Genomic DNA, 16,091 nt, shown 5'->3' with positions numbered 1-16,091 from the left:
TTTGCCGCCTCAGGCCGGCTGGCCACCATACTGGTTCGCCCCCGGCGTGCCCTCGCTGATGTACCAGTACAGGAGCACGATCCAGCCGATCAGCGGAATGAGGACGATCAGCAGCCACCAGCCGGAGCGATCGATATCGTGCAGCCGTCGGGCGGCCACGGCGATGCCCGGCAGGAGCACGCCCAGCGCGAAGATGAAGCCGAGGATCTCCTGACCGAAGATCGCCTGGTCGATGACGCCGAGGACCACCGAGGCGATGAGATTGAAAAGTGCAAACCACCAGAATTCCGGACGGCCCGCGCGCCCGGTGAAATCGGCATATTTCGAAAAGACGGTCGAGACTGCTTCCTGAAAATTCATGATCCCTCTGGCCCCATGATTGAGTGCTTGCACACCAAGGTTGTGCCGAGGCGACGTTGCAACGATTCGCTCTCGGACGCAATGTCGGGGGATCAACCCTGCTCCAGGGTGAGATCAGCCGGTCTGCGGTTTCCCAGGATCAGGCGCCCGTTCGGGAGATCATTTTCGTAGACCTTCGCGTGCGCGGCCGCCTCGCTCAGCTTGTAGCCGCGCCAGCGCGCCCAGAGTCTTTCTTCAAGAACCTCGATCGGCGGCGCTAGCATGATCGAGTAGTCGAACAGGCCTTCCAGGTCGGTCCACTTGCCCTGGTTCAGCAAGAGGTAGTTGCCCTCGACGACGATGAAACGATGCCGGGGTGAAACGGCTCGCGCCGAGGCGATGGCGATCTCGCGCGATCGGTCGAAGACCGGGACCAGAACCTCCTGGTCGGCCGCGCGCACGGCGCGAAGGATGTCGAGAAAGCCGCGGACGTCGAAACTCTCCGGCACGCCCTTGCGCGCCAGGAGCCCGCGCTCGATCAACAGGCCGTTGTCGATGTGGAAGCCGTCCATGGGCAGGACTTCGGCGCTTTCTCCCCTTGCCTTCAGGGCGTCGGCCAACTGGTCGGCCATGGTCGATTTGCCGGCACCGGGCGGGCCGGCGATGGCGATGAGGAAACGTCCTGCGTCTTTCGCCCGGCGGGCGACCTCCGCGGCAATATCGTCGACGTCCGCGATCATGCGGCAAGCGATTCTACAGGCGGTTCCTTGGCGCCGGTCATGAAGGCGACCGCGTCCGACATGGTGTGCTGCTTGGGGTCGATGACGCACAATCGCCGGCCGAGCCGATGGACGTGAATGCGGTCCGCCACCTCGAACACATGCGGCATGTTGTGCGAGATCAGCACGATCGGCAGCCCGCGTGAGCGCACGTCGAGGATCAGTTCCAGCACCCGGCGGCTTTCCTTCACCCCAAGCGCTGCGGTCGGCTCGTCAAGGATGATGACCTTGGAGCCGAAGGCGGCGGCGCGCGCCACGGCAACGCCCTGGCGCTGGCCGCCAGACAGCGTCTCGACGGCCTGGTTGATGTTCTGGATCGTCATCAGGCCGAGCTCGGAAAGCTTGTTGCGCGCGAATTTTTCCATCGCGGAGCGGTCCAGCTTGCGGAACCAGCCGCCGAGCACGCCGGGCTTGCGGATCTCGCGGCCGAGGAACATGTTGTCGGCGATCGAGAGCGCCGGTGAGAGCGCGAGATTCTGGTAGACGGTCTCGATGCCGGCGCGCCGGGCCTCGATCGGCGATCGGAAATGCACCGGATGGCCGTCCAGGCTGATCTCGCCCTCGTCCGGGGTAACGGCACCGGAGATTGCCTTGATCAGCGTCGACTTGCCGGCGCCGTTGTCGCCGATCACGGCAAGGATCTCGCCGGGATAGAGGTCGAAATCGGCGTTGTCGAGTGCGGTGACGCGGCCATAGCGCTTGGTCAGGCCGCGTGCGGTGAGGATCGGATCGCTTGCCATCAGCCTGCTACCTTTCTGATCCACTGGTCGACGGCGACAGCCGTGATGATGAGGACGCCGGTGAGGAAGACCTTCCATTGCGGGTCGGCGCCGAGCATGTTGAGGCCCATCGAGACAACGCCGACGATCATGGCGCCGATCAGCGTGCCGAGGATCGAGCCGCGCCCCCCGAACAGCGAGATGCCGCCGATCACGGCTGCGGTGATGGCCTGGAGGTTGTAGTCGGTGACGGCGGCCGAAGGCGAGATCGAGCCATTGCGCCCGATCGAGACCCAGGCGGCGAGCGCCGCGATCAGTCCGGCCAGCGTGTAGGCCCCGAGAAGCCCGCGATCGACGCGGATACCGGAGAGTTCAGCAGCATCCGGGTCGTCGCCGACCGCGTAGAGATGCCGTCCCCAGGCGGTGTGGTTCAGGGTATACCAAAGCCCTAAGACGAGCAGCGCCATGATCAGGACACCGAGCGTGAACACGGCCGAGCCGACCTTAAAGCTGACGCCGAAGATATGCAGCAGCGGTGTCACCGCCGTCACGTCGGCCTCGCGGATGGTCGCGTTTGCCGAGTAGATGAAGTTGGTGGCCATGATCACGTACCAGGTGCCCAGCGTGACGATGAAGGGCGGCAGCTTGATCTTGGAAACGAGGAAGCCGTTGAGGAAGCCGCACAGACCGCCGACGCCGAATCCGGCCAGGACGGCGAGGGGCGCGGGCAGGCCGTAGGTGACGGCGAAGTTACCCATGATCACGGCGGAAAATACCATGATGACGCCGATCGAGAGATCGATGCCGGCCGTTAGGATGACCAGTGTCTGGGCGGCGCCGAGGATGCCGACGATCGCGATCTGCTGCAGGATCAGCGTCAGCGTGTAGGAGGAGAAGAACTTTCCGCCGATCGCCATGCCGAAGATGATGATCGCCGCCACGAGCACGATGAACGGGATTGCAGCCGGCGTCGAATGCAGGAAATGCTGGATTTTCTGGACCGCCGTCTTGTCGTGCGTATCGAACGATGCGACCTCGGTGGCGCTGTGGACCAGGACCCTTTCGAATTCCTGGGATGGTTGTGCGGCTAGGTTGGGCTCGCCCATGGCCTTCCTCCCGTGCCCCGCTTCATTGGGGTGCGTGCGTTCCGCGCCGCCCGCCTGCGACCAACAGGCCCGGCACTCCTGGAAAGCTGCGCGGTTTTTACTGTCTTGTCAAAGCGTCGGTGTGCGAAGGGCGGCGGGCCGCCCCTCGGTTTCATGCGCCGCGCGGTGCTGGGCGAAAGGGCTAGCCCCAGCACTTGTCCGTGCCGGTCTTGACGTCGATCGATTCGACGCCGGCGGCCGGCTTGTCGGTGACGAGCGCCACGCCGGTGTCGAAGAAGTCCTTGCCTTCGGTCGGCTTCGGCTTCTCGCCGGTCTCGGCATATTTCTTGATCGCCTCGACGCCGAGTGCGGCCATCATCAGCGGGTACTGCTGCGAGGTGGCGCCGATCACGCCCTCGGCAACCGACTTGACGCCCGGGCAGCCGCCGTCGACGGAGACGATCAGCACGTCGTTCTCCTTGCCGACAGCCTTAAGCGCCTGGTAGGCGCCGACTGCGGCCGGCTCGTTGATCGTGTGGATCACGTTGATGTCGGGATCCTTCTGGAGGAGGTTTTCCATCGCCTTGCGGCCGCCTTCCTCGTTGCCGTTCGTCACGTCGTGGCCGACGATGCGCGGATCGTCCTCGTCGCCGATCTTGTTCGGGTCCTTCGGATCGATGCCGAAGCCGATCATGAAGCCTTGGTCGCGCAGCACGTCCACGGTCGGCTGCGACGGGATCAGGTCGAGAAAGCCGATCTTGGCGTCCTTCGCCTTGTCGCCCATGGTGGCGGCGGCCCATTGGCCGATCAGCTTGCCAGCCATCAGGTTGTCGGTCGCGAACGTCGCATCGGCGGCAGTCGCCGGGTCGAGCGGGGTGTCGAGCGCGATCACGAGCAGGCCGGCGTCCTGCGCCTTCTTGACCTGATCGACGATTGCCTTGGTGTCGGAAGCGGCGATCAGGATGCCCTTGGCGCCGTCGGCGATGCAGGATTCGACCGCGGCCACCTGGCTGTCATGGTCACCGTCGATCTTGCCGGCGTAGGCCTTCAGCGTCAGGCCAAGCTCCTTGGCCTTCGCCGTCGCGCCTTCCTTCATTTTGACGAAGAAGGGATTGGTGTCGGTCTTGGTGATCAGGCAGGCGGTGACATCTTCAGCGGCGGCAGGCGAAGCAAATGCGACGCCGAGCGCGAGTGCGCCGAGAGCAGCGCTCACAATGGTCTTCTTCATGTAATCCTCCCAAGGACGAAATGGTCGATGCCGTCTGGGCATCCAGGATGCCGATGCCCGCCTGCTCCTCCGCAGGTCCGTGGTCGCGCTTCCACTTTCAAGGGAAGCACCGAAGCCGGGATCTGTCAATAAATAAATCGAATTGAATTATTAATTCGTTGTGGCATGCTGCGGCAAATCGGGGCATAGCCCGCAGAGCAACGCGCCTGCCCGGGAATTTGGGGATGGCGCAGAAGACTCGAATTGAATCCCTTGCCGGATTTCGGGAGGAGACCTGCATGGCTGAGACAACCGCACCGGCGATCTCGCCGGCGGTGATTCTTGATCCGTCCGGCGGGTCGAACCAGGTGCGCGTGCGGGCCTACAACGAACGGCTCGTCATGTCGCTGGTGCGCCGGCACGGCGAACTGTCCAAGGCTGAAATTGCCCGCCGCAGCGGTCTCTCTGCCCAGACCGTCACGGTCATCATGCGCGCGCTCGAGGCCGATGGATTGCTGATCCGTGGCGAGCCCACGCGCGGCAAAGTCGGCCAGCCGTCGATCCCCATGCGGCTCAACCCGGACGCGGTCTATTCCTTTGGGGTCAAGATCGGGCGACGCAGCGCCGAGCTCGCCGTCATGGATTTCGTCGGCCAGGTCCGGCTGCAGGTCCGCCGCATCTACGCCTATCCCATGCCGGACGACATTCTGTCGTTCATCATCGATGGCATTGCCGAACTGGAAGGGCAACTCACCGATGAGCAGCGTCAGCGCATCGCCGGCATCGGCATTGCGACGCCGTTCGAGCTGTGGAACTGGGCCGCAGAGGTCGGCGCGCCGCAGTTTGATATGGATCGCTGGCGCGGCGTCGACCTGCAGCGGGAGGTCGCCCGTCGCGTCGGTCACCCGGTTTTCCTTCAGAACGATGCGACCAGCGCCTGCGCCGCGGAACTCGTCTTCGGCCTGGGCCAGCGCTATCCCGATTTCATCTACTTCTTCATCGGTTCCTTCATCGGGGGCGGCGTCGTGCTCAATTCGGCACTCTTTTCCGGCCGCACCGGAACGGCTGGCGCCATCGGCCCGCTGCCCGTGCAGGGCAGGGATGGAAGGACGGTGCAGCTACTGAAGATCGCCTCGATCTTCGTGCTGGAGAATCATTTGCGTGCCCGCGGCATCGACCCGAGACCGTTGTGGTATTCGCCGGACGATTGGATCGATTTCGGCGAGCTGCTTGAAACCTGGATCCAGGATACTGCCGCGGCACTCGCCCAGGCGCTCGTCGCGGCGGCCTCCGTCATCGACTTTTCGGCGGCGGTGATCGACGGCGGCTTTCCGGCCTGGGTGCGGCAGCGGATCGTGATCGCCACCCGCGCCGCACTCGACCGGCACGATCTGCAGGGCGTGATCATGCCCGAAATACTCGAGGGCGAGGCCGGCAGTCAGGCGCGAACCATCGGTGCCGCCAGCCTGCCGCTGTTTGCCCGCTACCTGCTCGACCAGAACGTCCTCTTCAAGGAAACCGCCTGATATCGACGGGGTAGAGGCTGTTCCGCAGGGAACAGCCAGGCCGCGGATCCCATGGCATGTTCGCCTTGCCTTCGATATCCTCCCCGCCTTGCCCGGCTGCGAATGCAGCCGGGCAATTTTGTGCGTCCTTGAAACGACCGCCGGCCCGTGCTTCCTTGCACGTGTTCACGGACAAGGAGAATTGTTTGATGCGGGTGCTTGTCGTCGAAAATGACAGGGTGACGGTCCTCGGGCAGGTCGAGACGGCGCTCAGGGAGGCTGGGGCCGAGATCGTGCTGTGCCGGCCCCATGCCGGGGAGGCCCTGCCGGAGGGTGAAGTCGGTCACGATGCCCTCGTCGTGATGGGCGGGCCGCAATCGGCGATCGATGATGAGAAGCACCCCTATCTGCCCGATCTGGCGGCATTGATGCGCCAATACGGGGACGCCGGAAAGTCGGTCCTGGGGGTCTGCCTCGGCAGTCAATTGTTGGCGCGTGGCTACGGTGCAACAAACCTGATCGGCGTGGCAGCGGAGTTCGGCTGGTGCGACATCCATCCCACGGACGAGGGGCTCACTGACCCGCTGCTGGCATCGGTCGGTGGTACGTTCCCAATCTTCCAATGGCATAGCGATACCTTCACGCTGCCCGCTGGGGCAACGCATCTGGCGCACAATGCGATCGCTGCCAACCAGGCGTTTCGCCTCGGCCGCGCGGCTTACGGGACGCAGTTTCATTTCGAGGTCGACCGAAGCGTTGCCAAGCACTGGCGCGACGTCTTTCCCGATCAGATCGAGCGCACCTCGCCCGGGTGGCTTGAGCGTCACGATGAGCTTGCCGCCGCCCATGGACCGGACGCCGACGCTGCGGGGCTCGCGATCGCGCGCGCCTGGGTCGCGACGATCGAGGCGGGGATGGCTGTTGCTGGTGACGAGGCTGCCGTTACAGGATCGACAGGAGGTCCTCCGCCGGACCCTTAGGCGGTCCGCTTCGGTGCCCGGGCGGGAGAAGGGGCGATGGAGGCCTTCGGTCATTTTGTCGCAGCAGGTTGATCAGCATCCGGCGCCGTAGTACCCGGGACCCTGCGTAGGACGACCTATGCCGCTGCGCTTCGTCGGGGACGGCCCCACCAACCAAGGGGTCGATGATGGCGGGGCCAATCGAACAATTCGAAATCAAATCACTCTTCGACGTTGCCGAGTTCGGCGCGATTGATATCGATTTCACCAATTCCGCGGCCTACATGGTGCTTACCGTTGTCGCCGCCAGCCTGTTTCTGGTGCTCACGACGAGCCGCCGTCTGCTGGTGCCCGATCGTTGGCAATCCGCGAGCGAACTCCTCTACGAATTCGTTGCCAAAACGCTGCGGGAGAACGCCGGAGAAGCCGGAGCGCGCTTCTTTCCGCTGGTCTTTTCGCTCTTCATGTTCATCCTGACGGCGAATCTGATCGGCATGTTTCCGTTCGCCTTCACGGTGACGAGCCACATCATCGTCACCTTCGCGCTTGCGATGCTGGTCTTTCTCACGGTGACTATCTGCGGGGTGGTCCGCCACGGTATTGGCTTCTTTCGCCTCTTCCTGCCCTCCGGCGTTCCGATCGTCCTGGCGCCGCTCATCGTTCCGATCGAGGTGATCTCCTACCTCTCGCGGCCGGTCAGCCACTCCGTGCGTCTTTTCGCCGTCATGCTGTCCGGCCATATCACGCTGAAGGTGTTTGCGGGGTTCGTCGTCGGCCTTGGAAGTCTGGGATCGCTCGGCATGCTGTCTGCGATCGCACCGCTCGCCATGACGGTTGCCCTTACTGGCCTCGAACTGCTGATGGCCGTGATCCAGGCCTATATCTTCACCATGCTCACCTGCATGTATCTGAGCGACGCGCTGCACCCCGGGCACTAGGGTGTAACTGGCCGCAGTGACCCCGAGCCGGCGGAGCGGTTCGTATCAGTTCACGCTCACCGGCTTGGAGCGCATGCGTGATACGGTCTCCCGCTCGGCCCGCTTGCAGCGCATGGGCGGAAGACCGCGGTCCATCAGATCCATGTCCTCGAGCACCATTTCGCCCATCTTCTTGAAGGCGCTGTCGAGCGCGCCGGCCCGATGGGCCGACCGGATGAAGCCCTTGAGCCGTCGGACCGGGTGATCCGCCGCAAGCGGTTCCTGCGGGTAGACGTCGCTCGCAGCGACGATCCGGCCGCTCTCGACGGCCGCGATCAGGGCGTCGAAATCGACGACGTCGGCGCGGCTGAGCAGGATGAAGGCCGCCCCCTTTCGCATCCGCGCAAAGGCTTCGGCGCCGAGAAAGCCCTTGTTCTCGCTGGTCACGGCGGCGACGACGAAGACGAAATCGCTCTCCGACAGAACGGTGTCGAGCGAGGTGGGTTCGACGCCGGCTTCCCTCAGGATCGACGGCGGCATCCAGGGGTCGAAGACGCGGATGCGGGCGTGGAAGCCCGACAGGACACGGTTCAGCGCCTTCCCAAGGTCGCCGAAACCGATGATGCCGATGTCGGCACCGGAAACAAGGCGTGCGCCGGCATTGCCTTCGCCACCCCAGCGTTCGCGTCCCTCGCGAAAATCGAGATCGGCATCGATGACATCGCGGGCAAGGTTGAGTGCCAGGGCGAGACCGAGTTCGGCGACGGGTTCGGCAAAAACCTGCCCGGTCGTCACCACGTGTATCCCACGAGAAAACAGAATGTCGTAGGGCATGTTGCTGATGAGATTGCTCTCGACATTGAGGATGCAGCGCAACTCAGGCATCCGGCCAAGCGTCTCTGCCGAGAGCGGCGGCTGGCCGAGGATGTAGCGTGCCTCGGAAAGAATGGAGTCGTCGAGCCTGCCGATGTTTTCGGGATCTGCCTCGACAATCCGGTAGTTTGTTTTGAGGCGTCCAAGTGCTTCGGGTGTGAAGATCAGATCGAGTGTTCGCGGCGCGGGCGCGCTGATTACCAGTGGTTTGGTCGTGTCGGTCATGGCTTCCCCCCCCGCTCGTCAATTGCTACTCTTTCTGAGCGCCCGATAATACGGACTTGCCGCGTGTCAGGCTACCAGCCGATACCCCGCAGATCACGTTCGCGCGAAGGGGGCGGGTTGCGGCTGGTAAAAGTCCGGCCGTTCTGCGTGCATGTGTAGACCGGCTGCTTTAATTCACCCCACCGACGCGGCTCAGTCTCTTCGTAACCTCGCGTGCAAACCACCTCGTCCTTTTGGGCCGCGTCGTCCGGGCTTTTGACGCCGGGAAGGTCGGTGAATGGCTCACTTCCACCGTCGACGGTAAATGCACCCAGCGGCTGCCCAAAAGCCATTGGCGGGAGCGCCGAGAGAAAAAGAGCGAGGAGGCAGCTCAAAGTGCGGTGTCTAAAGGGCTTGTTCATGGTCGGTCTTCTGATCGGCGCGCCATATCGCCGCTTTGGAGTACCCCGACGGCTAAACATGCGATATAGCGCACTCAAAGTTTGTGCGGTTTCATGTGGGGTCTTCGATGGCAAATGCAATACGATATCACGAGGGCGACATCCCGGCGGCGGATGCGGCGCGCTACACCGGTGCGATCGCGATCGACACCGAGACGCTCGGTCTGATCCCGCGCCGCGACCGGCTCTGCGTTGTCCAGCTCTCGCCTGGGGACGGAACGGCCGACGTCATCAAGATTGCCGCCGGCCAGACGCGCGCCCCCAATCTCGTCGCGATGCTGAGCGACCCGTCCCGCCAGAAGATCTTTCACTATGGCCGTTTCGACATCGCCGTGCTGTTTCACACCTTCGGCGTGACCTGTTCGCCCGTGTTCTGCACAAAGATCGCCTCGCGGCTGACGCGGACCTACACCGACCGGCACGGGCTGAAGGACAATCTGAAGGAACTTCTCGAAATCGACATCTCCAAGCAGCAGCAATCCTCCGATTGGGCTGCGGAAACGCTGTCGCAGGCGCAGCTCGAATATGCCGCGTCCGACGTGCTGCACCTGCATGCGCTGCGCGACAAGCTCATGGCGCGGCTCGTACGCGACGGCAGGCTGCAACATGCCGAGGCCTGCTTCGCCTTCCTGCCGACGCGGGCCAAGCTTGATCTGCTCGGCTGGGAAGAAACCGATATCTTCGCCCACAGCTGAAGAACTGGTGTCCCGAATACTGCGGGTATCCGGGTAATACCGGCTTAACCACGCCTCTTTATCCTCGGCTGCAGAGTCTATCGATTTTGCAATCAGGACAATTGCATGCTCCCGCCGCTTCAACAGTCAAACGGCCAATTTGCGACCGACCAGCTTCGCTCGATGCTCGAAGACGTCGAGGCACGGCGGAAGGAGGCCGAGGACAAGGCCGCGGGCAAGGACAAGAACGACAGGATCGTCGGAACACACGCCGATCCGGTCTCGGCGGCGGCGAACGAAAAGATCAACGCCCATTTCTTTGGCGCGATGAAGGGCGATCCAGATCCGATGGCGACCCTGATCGCACGCTTCGCGTCGGCAGTGGGACTGTCGCAGGGACATGACGAATCGAGCAAAGCCTTTGCACAACGGCTCAGTGATGCTGTGGCCATGCTGGAGTACCAGAAAGCCGATTCGCTTGGAAAGCCCGTCAAGATTTCGCTGAAATCGCTGGGTGTTCCCGAAGACGATGTCATCGCCATCCTCAATGGCACGGCAACGACGGGCGCCGACCCCGCGTCGCAAATGGCCGCGCGCATTGCCAAGGAAGCAGGCTTGACCGGAGAGGAGAAGGACTTCGGTGAACAGATCTCCGCCGCGCTGATGTCAGTGCGTGCCACCTTGCCTGAGAACGTCGATCGCCTCGAAGAGAAGACCGGTCTAAAGGAGCTTGGCCTGAAGGCGCAGGACGTCATCGACGCGATAGCCAATCCCTGGGGCGAGGCGGCCCGGAAGGTAAAGGCGGCGCTGGCAGAGAAGGCCGAAGAGGACAAGTCGATGACGCGGGAGATGCGCAAGGTGCTTCAGCGTCTTGAGGATGTCGCGGATCCGAAGACCGTCGAGGAACTGAAGGAGCGCGATACGAGATCCGAACCGGGCAGGGTCGAGGACGCCGAGACAAAGGCGGAGCGCAAGCAGGACATCCAGAATCTCGAAAACGCCGAGAAGCTGGATGACGTCCGCGAACAGCAGGTCGCCGTGAAGGATCACCTCGATGAGGTTGAGAGCACTGGTGACACAACGACATCCATCGACGGCAGCCTGCAGGTCATCCAGGTCCTTGCATCCCAAGCGGTCAGGCACGAAGCGGACAATGATGACGCAACCAACAGTGGTAACGCTTCGGCCGAGAACATTGCGGGGAACCTGTCGAACGCTGCGCCGGGCGCGCAAGCGGAAAACGAGATGCGTGACATCCTGCAGCTATCCGAGACCATCGATCAAAACAATGTGCTGGTGCTGCCCGTCGACGATATCGGGATTTACGACCTGCTGAGACGCAAGGCCGCCTGAACCAGGCCGTCATGCGCGCTGATTGAGCCCGTTCCCTACGGCCCACTTTTGCGCACGATCCCGACCCGCGCGAGGACCGCTTTCGGGATCTCGTAGCGGCGGATGATGTCGCGCTGGTCGCGCAGGCCACAGATCTCGCGCTGGATGAAGAAGGCCCAGACGGCATCCGCCGCCGAGTCCAACAGGTCCTCGCGCAATTTCGGCTCGCACCCGGGCCCGGCATCCACCTTCAACCGCTCCAGTACCTTTTCGACCTTGAGCCCGTGGCGGCCAAGCGCGTCGGCGCGTTCGGCCATCAACTCGTATTCGAGCACGTTGAAACCGGAGAACGTCGGTCGGGCAAGCGATTGCGGCGGGCGTACGGACATTGGGACCTCCAATGATGCTGGCCAGGCATATCGTGAAGATCGGAAATGGCAGGACGATGTGCAAGCCAAAAAAGCATCGCGATTTTGCGCGCTGATGGTCCCGGCCAGAGCTCGTTTCCGCTCCCTTGGGCGATGCCCTGCATTTCGGAGTCCGCCAGCGCGGCCCCCGCCTGTAACGTCTGGCAGAGCCGATTTTACCAGTTGTTAACCATATGATGAGAAGCTTGGCCCATTGATTGTCTTGCGCGACATCCCGGCAGGAGATCGGCGAACCGATCGCTGTCGGTGCGTGCATCGTCAGATCTTGCATCCGCGGCCACGATTTGCCGCGCGTACTTGCAGGGCCCTCGCCGCGCGGGCCGCCAGCCAGTCGGAACCTGATGGGCGCGCATGATGCCCTCCCAGTTTGACCATGGATCGTTGGAGAGAGGCATCGTGCCAGTCGGATGGCGGCGCGCAGAAGATGCCGGATGGAGGAAGTGATGCTGCCGCGCCTGGCGACACAAGTCACAGTCCCAAATCCGCCGCCGGAACCGAGCACCGAGGGCGGGCCACGCCCGGTGCTTTCCGCCGAGGCGCTGGCCAACCTGCGAGCCGCCGTGGTTCTTCGTCTGCTCGAAGCCATGATGCGCCAGATCGCTCAAAGGGGCGACAACGGCGCGGTTGCCCATCAACTGCTCGACGTTCTGTTTGCGGCGATGAAAACGATGCCGCCCCGCGACGGCAAGGACAACGAACCGGCCAAGCACCTTGCGAACTTGCTTTCGCGGCTGCCGGCCGAGATGCGGCCGTCGATCGAGCGGCTGCTGACGACGGCGCTGTCCGTTGCTTCAACACGTGTGCTGATGGAGATCATCCGCAATCCCGGAGGCCGGGACGCGCAGCGGCTGGCGCAGGCGCTGCTTGCCACCGCCACCGACACGCCGAATGTCGACCGAGCGGCCGGCAGGCTCAATCAGCGCTTTGCCGGCCTGGAGGCGCAGCTTGCGGCCTCGTCGCGGAAATTTGGGCGGGATGCGCCCTCCGGCGGAGTGAATCCGGGTGCAGGCGACAGCAGGGCCTTGCAGGCGACTTTGCGCAGGATGTTCGAGGCTGGAGGCGAAACGCGCCCAAGCCACGGCCGCTCGCGTGTCGAGCCGGGGCCGACGATGGCGCCTGCCGCTGCCAGAGTGTCGATGCAGGCGTCCGCCGTTGCTGGAGCTGGAACGCAAGGCGCCTTGCAGCATGGGAGCAACGACAGCGCCCGTTTAGGCTTTGATGCGGCGAAGGCGCCGGAAAACCGCATGAGCAACGGCCAGTCACGGCTCGACGCCGCTGCGGGCGATCGGTTGACAAGCAAAGCCAATCCATTGGGGAGTTCCCGCGGGACGCCCCAGGAAAGCATGCAGCGACTGGTAGCCGGCATCATTTCCAATCTGACGGACGACGAGGCGCTCGTCTTGCGGCTGTTGCTGGAGGCGCCACTGCCGGAGGCGCCACCGGATGCTGTGGACCAGACGCCGCTGCCCGAACATACCGCTGACGATTCAGCCCCAGACCCGCGCACATTCGAGGCAAAGCCGAGCACGACCGACCGAGCGGGTGGGAACGGGCCGGGAGGCCCCAAGCCATCCCGGTCGGAAGGCGCCGGCGCCGACGCGGGCCCCGCTGCCGTGCCCGCCGCACCGCGCGAGGAAGAGAGCGCCGAGGCGTTGCAGCCAAGGACCGAGCAGGGCGATAAGCTCGCACGAACGGCAGCGAATGCAGTTCCCCTATTGGATCGACCACTGGAAAGGCTGCTCATGCCGTTGGCGTTGCGGGAGGGAATTGGTTTTCCCGTCGTCCCTCACCAGCTTGCGCAGGACGATCTCGACAGCGGCGAGGCTCTCCGTCGCGAGGAGGGTAACGAGGAAGGGACGTCGGACACGGCGGACGACAACGAGCCTGACGACGGCAATGAAGAAGCAGGCGACGACGATCAGCAGGCAGAGGAGCCGGCAGATGCCGATCCCGATCTGGCGGACCGCAGGCGCAAGATGAAGGAGCTTGCCGGTCCACCCGATCCGGGCTTTGCCTTCTACCAGAAACTCGGGGACTATTGGACCTGATCGGCAGAGGAGCGAGCCGCTCGCCCGTGCGGCACTCATGAAAAAGCCCGCGGGGATCGCTCTCCGCGGGCTCCTTATTTTGACTGACGCGAAGATTATTCCGCGTTGCCGCGGTTCTTCAGAGCCGCGCCGAGGATGTCGCCGAGCGAAGCGCCCGAGTCGGACGAACCGAACTGTGCGACGGCTTCCTTCTCTTCGGCGATTTCCAGCGCCTTGATCGAAAGCTGGATCTTGCGATCCTTCTTCGAGAAGTTCAGGACGCGCGCGTCGACGGTCTGGCCGACCGAGAAGCGCTCCGGACGCTGTTCGTCGCGGTCACGCGACAGGTCGCCGCGACGGATAAACGCGGTGATGTCCTCGTGGTCGACGAGCTTCACTTCGATGCCGCCATCGTTGATGGCGATGACTTCGCACGAAACGACAGCGTTCTTGCGCAGGTCGCCGGAAGCGGCAGCTTCGCCGACCGAGTCACGGCCGAGCTGCTTGATGCCGAGCGAGATGCGCTCCTTGTCGACGTCCACATCGAGAACGACAGCCTTGACGACGTCGCCCTTGTTGTACTCCTCGATGACCTGCTCGCCCGGACGGTTCCAGTCGAGGTCGGAGAGGTGGACCATGCCGTCGACGTCGCCGTCGAGACCAATGAACAGGCCGAATTCGGTCTTGTTCTTGACTTCGCCTTCGACTTCGGTGCCAGCCGGGTGGCTGTGCGCGAAGGCTTCCCACGGGTTCTCGAGCGTCTGCTTGAGGCCGAGCGAGATGCGGCGCTTGGTCGGGTCGACTTCGAGAACGACCACATCGACTTCCTGGCTCGTGGACAGGATCTTGCCGGGGTGGACGTTCTTCTTGGTCCAGGACATTTCGGAGATGTGGATCAGGCCTTCGATGCCCGGCTCCAGCTCGACGAACGCACCGTAGTCGGTGATGTTCGTAACCGTGCCGAAGATCTTCTTGCCGGTCGGGTACTTCGTGCCGATGCCATCCCACGGATCGCTCTCGAGCTGCTTCATGCCGAGCGAGATGCGGTGGGTTTCCTGGTTGATGCGGATGATCTGAACCTTGACCTGCTGGCCGATGGACAGGATCTCCGACGGATGGTTGACGCGGCGCCAGGCCATGTCGGTGACGTGCAGCAGGCCGTCGATGCCGCCGAGGTCAACGAACGCACCGTAATCGGTGATGTTCTTGACGACGCCGTCAACAACCTGGCCTTCTTCGAGGTTCTGAACGATTTCAGAACGCTGCTCGGCGCGCGACTCTTCGAGAACCGTGCGGCGCGATACAACGATGTTGCCGCGGCGCTTGTCCATCTTGAGGATTTCGAAGGGCTGCGGGTTGTGCATGAGCGGCGTGACGTCGCGGATCGGACGAATGTCGACCTGCGAACGCGGCAGGAAGGCAACGGCGCCGTCGAGATCGACGGTGAAGCCACCCTTGACCTGGTTGAAGATGACGCCTTCGACGCGCTCGCCAGCTTCGAACTTGACTTCGAGCTTGGCCCAGCTCTCTTCGCGGCGAGCCTTCTCGCGCGACAGAACAGCCTCGCCGAGAGCGTTTTCGATGCGCTCGACATAGACTTCGACTTCGTCGCCGACCTTCAGCGTGCCGTCCTTGGACTTGGCGCCGAATTCCTTGAGCGCGATGCGGCCCTCGACCTTGAGGCCGACGTCGACGATGGCGACGTCCTTCTCGATGGCGGTGATGATGCCCTTGGTGACGTAGCCTTCGGCCAGGTCGTGGGTGGCAAACGATTCCTGCAGGAGGGCTGCGAAATCGTCGCGCGTGGGATTAGCTTGGGACATGGAAACTCCTGGTGTGCCGAATGAAGGCACGGGCGCCGGGGGGTTAGCGTTGACAAAAAGCGAGGCACGTCCGCTTCCCCAGGGGGAAGCTAAACCGGCGCGGGGACGGCTGTCGCTCTAGTGCTTAAGGGCGGCATCGATGATGGATTTCGCCGCCAAAAACGCCGCCTCTATATCCATTTCCGAGGTGTCAAGCAAGTGCGCGTTTTCCGCGGGGCGCAGCGGGCTGTCGGCGCGGCCCATGTCGCGTTCGTCACGGCGGCGCACGTCCTCGTACACGGCGTCATAGTCGGCCGTGCCGCCATTGGCGATGATCTCGTCGTAGCGGCGCCGGGCTCGGACCTCGGGTGAGGCCGTTATGAAAAGCTTCACGGTGGCGTCGGGGCAGACGACGGTGCCGATGTCGCGCCCGTCGAGCACCGTGCCGGGCTGCCGCCGGGCAAACGCCCGCTGCGCCTCGACCAGGGCGCGCCGCACCGTCGGCATGACGGCGATTTTCGAGGCGGCTTCGCCGATCTCGTGGGCGGAAAGCACGCCGCGGTCGAGGTGGGAAAGGTCGAGCTTGCGCGCGACGTCGGCGGCGACAGCCTCGTCGTCGAGCGGCAGGCCGCGGTCGAGCAGCGCCTTGGCGGTGGCGCGATAGGTCAGGCCGGTATCAAGGTGATGAAAGCCATAGACCTCGGCAATCCGGCGAGACAACGTGCCCTTGCCGGCAGCCGCTGGACCGTCGATAGCAATCGTCGTCATTGAATTTCCTTG

General features: G+C 63.6%; 15 protein-coding genes. 6 read left to right on the top strand and 9 right to left on the bottom strand.

What is annotated here, in order from left to right; all coding sequences use genetic code 11:
* Window positions 1-9 precede the first annotated feature (9 nt).
* The 5 genes from J2Y48_RS02280 to J2Y48_RS02260 all read right to left on the bottom strand — a co-directional run bounded on the left by J2Y48_RS02280 (window position 10) and on the right by J2Y48_RS02260 (window position 4,150).
* Window positions 10-360 carry a DUF805 domain-containing protein gene (locus J2Y48_RS02280; protein WP_310412068.1) on the bottom strand — a complete coding sequence of 117 codons (351 nt, stop codon included), beginning with the start codon at window positions 358-360 and terminating at the stop codon, window positions 10-12.
* A 92-nt stretch (window positions 361-452) separates the two neighbouring features.
* Entirely contained in the window at window positions 453-1,079 is a 627-nt protein-coding gene (locus tag J2Y48_RS02275; RefSeq protein WP_310412064.1) for a nucleoside triphosphate hydrolase, read from the bottom strand.
* Window positions 1,076-1,858: an ATP-binding cassette domain-containing protein gene (locus tag J2Y48_RS02270; protein ID WP_310412061.1), complete on the bottom strand. Its 783-nt coding sequence runs from the start codon at window positions 1,856-1,858 to the stop codon at window positions 1,076-1,078. Before J2Y48_RS02270 ends, J2Y48_RS02275 begins: the two co-directional genes overlap by 4 nt.
* On the bottom strand, window positions 1,858-2,943 hold the full coding sequence (locus J2Y48_RS02265) for an ABC transporter permease (RefSeq protein ID WP_310412058.1): 1,086 nt from the start codon (window positions 2,941-2,943) through the stop codon (window positions 1,858-1,860). Before J2Y48_RS02265 ends, J2Y48_RS02270 begins: the two co-directional genes overlap by 1 nt.
* A gap of 181 nt (window positions 2,944-3,124) precedes the next feature.
* Window positions 3,125-4,150, bottom strand: a complete 1,026-nt coding sequence (locus tag J2Y48_RS02260) for a sugar ABC transporter substrate-binding protein (RefSeq protein WP_310412056.1) — start codon at window positions 4,148-4,150, stop codon at window positions 3,125-3,127.
* A 278-nt stretch (window positions 4,151-4,428) separates the two neighbouring features.
* Here J2Y48_RS02260 and J2Y48_RS02255 point away from each other — a divergent pair, with 278 nt between their 5' ends.
* The 3 genes from J2Y48_RS02255 to J2Y48_RS02245 all read left to right on the top strand — a co-directional run bounded on the left by J2Y48_RS02255 (window position 4,429) and on the right by J2Y48_RS02245 (window position 7,531).
* Entirely contained in the window at window positions 4,429-5,655 is a 1,227-nt protein-coding gene (locus J2Y48_RS02255; RefSeq protein ID WP_310412053.1) for an ROK family transcriptional regulator, read from the top strand.
* Window positions 5,656-5,843: 188 nt separating this feature from the next.
* Entirely contained in the window at window positions 5,844-6,614 is a 771-nt protein-coding gene (locus J2Y48_RS02250; RefSeq protein WP_310412049.1) for a type 1 glutamine amidotransferase, read from the top strand.
* 167 nt (window positions 6,615-6,781) lie between these two features.
* The gene (locus J2Y48_RS02245) at window positions 6,782-7,531 is read left to right on the top strand and encodes a F0F1 ATP synthase subunit A (RefSeq protein ID WP_310412047.1); all 750 of its coding nucleotides are present in this window, start codon (window positions 6,782-6,784) and stop codon (window positions 7,529-7,531) included.
* 45 nt (window positions 7,532-7,576) lie between these two features.
* On the opposite strand, the gene J2Y48_RS02240 is transcribed toward J2Y48_RS02245, so the two are convergent.
* Window positions 7,577-8,608 carry a hydroxyacid dehydrogenase gene (locus tag J2Y48_RS02240; protein WP_310412044.1) on the bottom strand — a complete coding sequence of 344 codons (1,032 nt, stop codon included), beginning with the start codon at window positions 8,606-8,608 and terminating at the stop codon, window positions 7,577-7,579.
* Between the two features lie 508 nt (window positions 8,609-9,116).
* Between J2Y48_RS02240 and J2Y48_RS02235 the strand changes: the two genes are divergently transcribed.
* Window positions 9,117-9,743 carry a ribonuclease D gene (locus J2Y48_RS02235; protein ID WP_310412040.1) on the top strand — a complete coding sequence of 209 codons (627 nt, stop codon included), beginning with the start codon at window positions 9,117-9,119 and terminating at the stop codon, window positions 9,741-9,743.
* Window positions 9,744-9,848: 105 nt separating this feature from the next.
* On the top strand, window positions 9,849-11,075 hold the full coding sequence (locus J2Y48_RS02230) for a hypothetical protein (RefSeq protein WP_310412038.1): 1,227 nt from the start codon (window positions 9,849-9,851) through the stop codon (window positions 11,073-11,075).
* Between the two features lie 35 nt (window positions 11,076-11,110).
* Here the strand turns inward: J2Y48_RS02230 and J2Y48_RS02225 are convergent, their stop codons facing one another.
* Window positions 11,111-11,443, bottom strand: coding sequence for a DUF6665 family protein (locus J2Y48_RS02225; RefSeq protein ID WP_310412035.1), 333 nt, complete (start codon window positions 11,441-11,443; stop codon window positions 11,111-11,113).
* 470 nt (window positions 11,444-11,913) lie between these two features.
* On the opposite strand from J2Y48_RS02225, the gene J2Y48_RS02220 reads away from it, so the two are divergent.
* Window positions 11,914-13,530, top strand: a complete 1,617-nt coding sequence (locus J2Y48_RS02220) for a hypothetical protein (RefSeq protein WP_310412032.1) — start codon at window positions 11,914-11,916, stop codon at window positions 13,528-13,530.
* A 95-nt stretch (window positions 13,531-13,625) separates the two neighbouring features.
* Here J2Y48_RS02220 and rpsA read toward each other — a convergent pair whose 3' ends face one another.
* Both rpsA and cmk read right to left on the bottom strand, forming a co-directional pair.
* Window positions 13,626-15,332, bottom strand: a complete 1,707-nt coding sequence (gene rpsA, locus J2Y48_RS02215) for a 30S ribosomal protein S1 (RefSeq protein WP_310412030.1) — start codon at window positions 15,330-15,332, stop codon at window positions 13,626-13,628.
* A 117-nt stretch (window positions 15,333-15,449) separates the two neighbouring features.
* Window positions 15,450-16,079, bottom strand: coding sequence for a (d)CMP kinase (gene cmk, locus J2Y48_RS02210; RefSeq protein WP_310412028.1), 630 nt, complete (start codon window positions 16,077-16,079; stop codon window positions 15,450-15,452).
* Window positions 16,080-16,091 lie beyond the last annotated feature (12 nt).

Origin of the sequence: Mycoplana sp. BE70, from assembly GCF_031455855.1 — a bacterium.
GTDB lineage: Bacteria > Pseudomonadota > Alphaproteobacteria > Rhizobiales > Rhizobiaceae > Mycoplana.
Note: the sequence above shows the minus strand (reverse complement) of the source record. Positions and strands in the feature narration are given on the sequence as shown.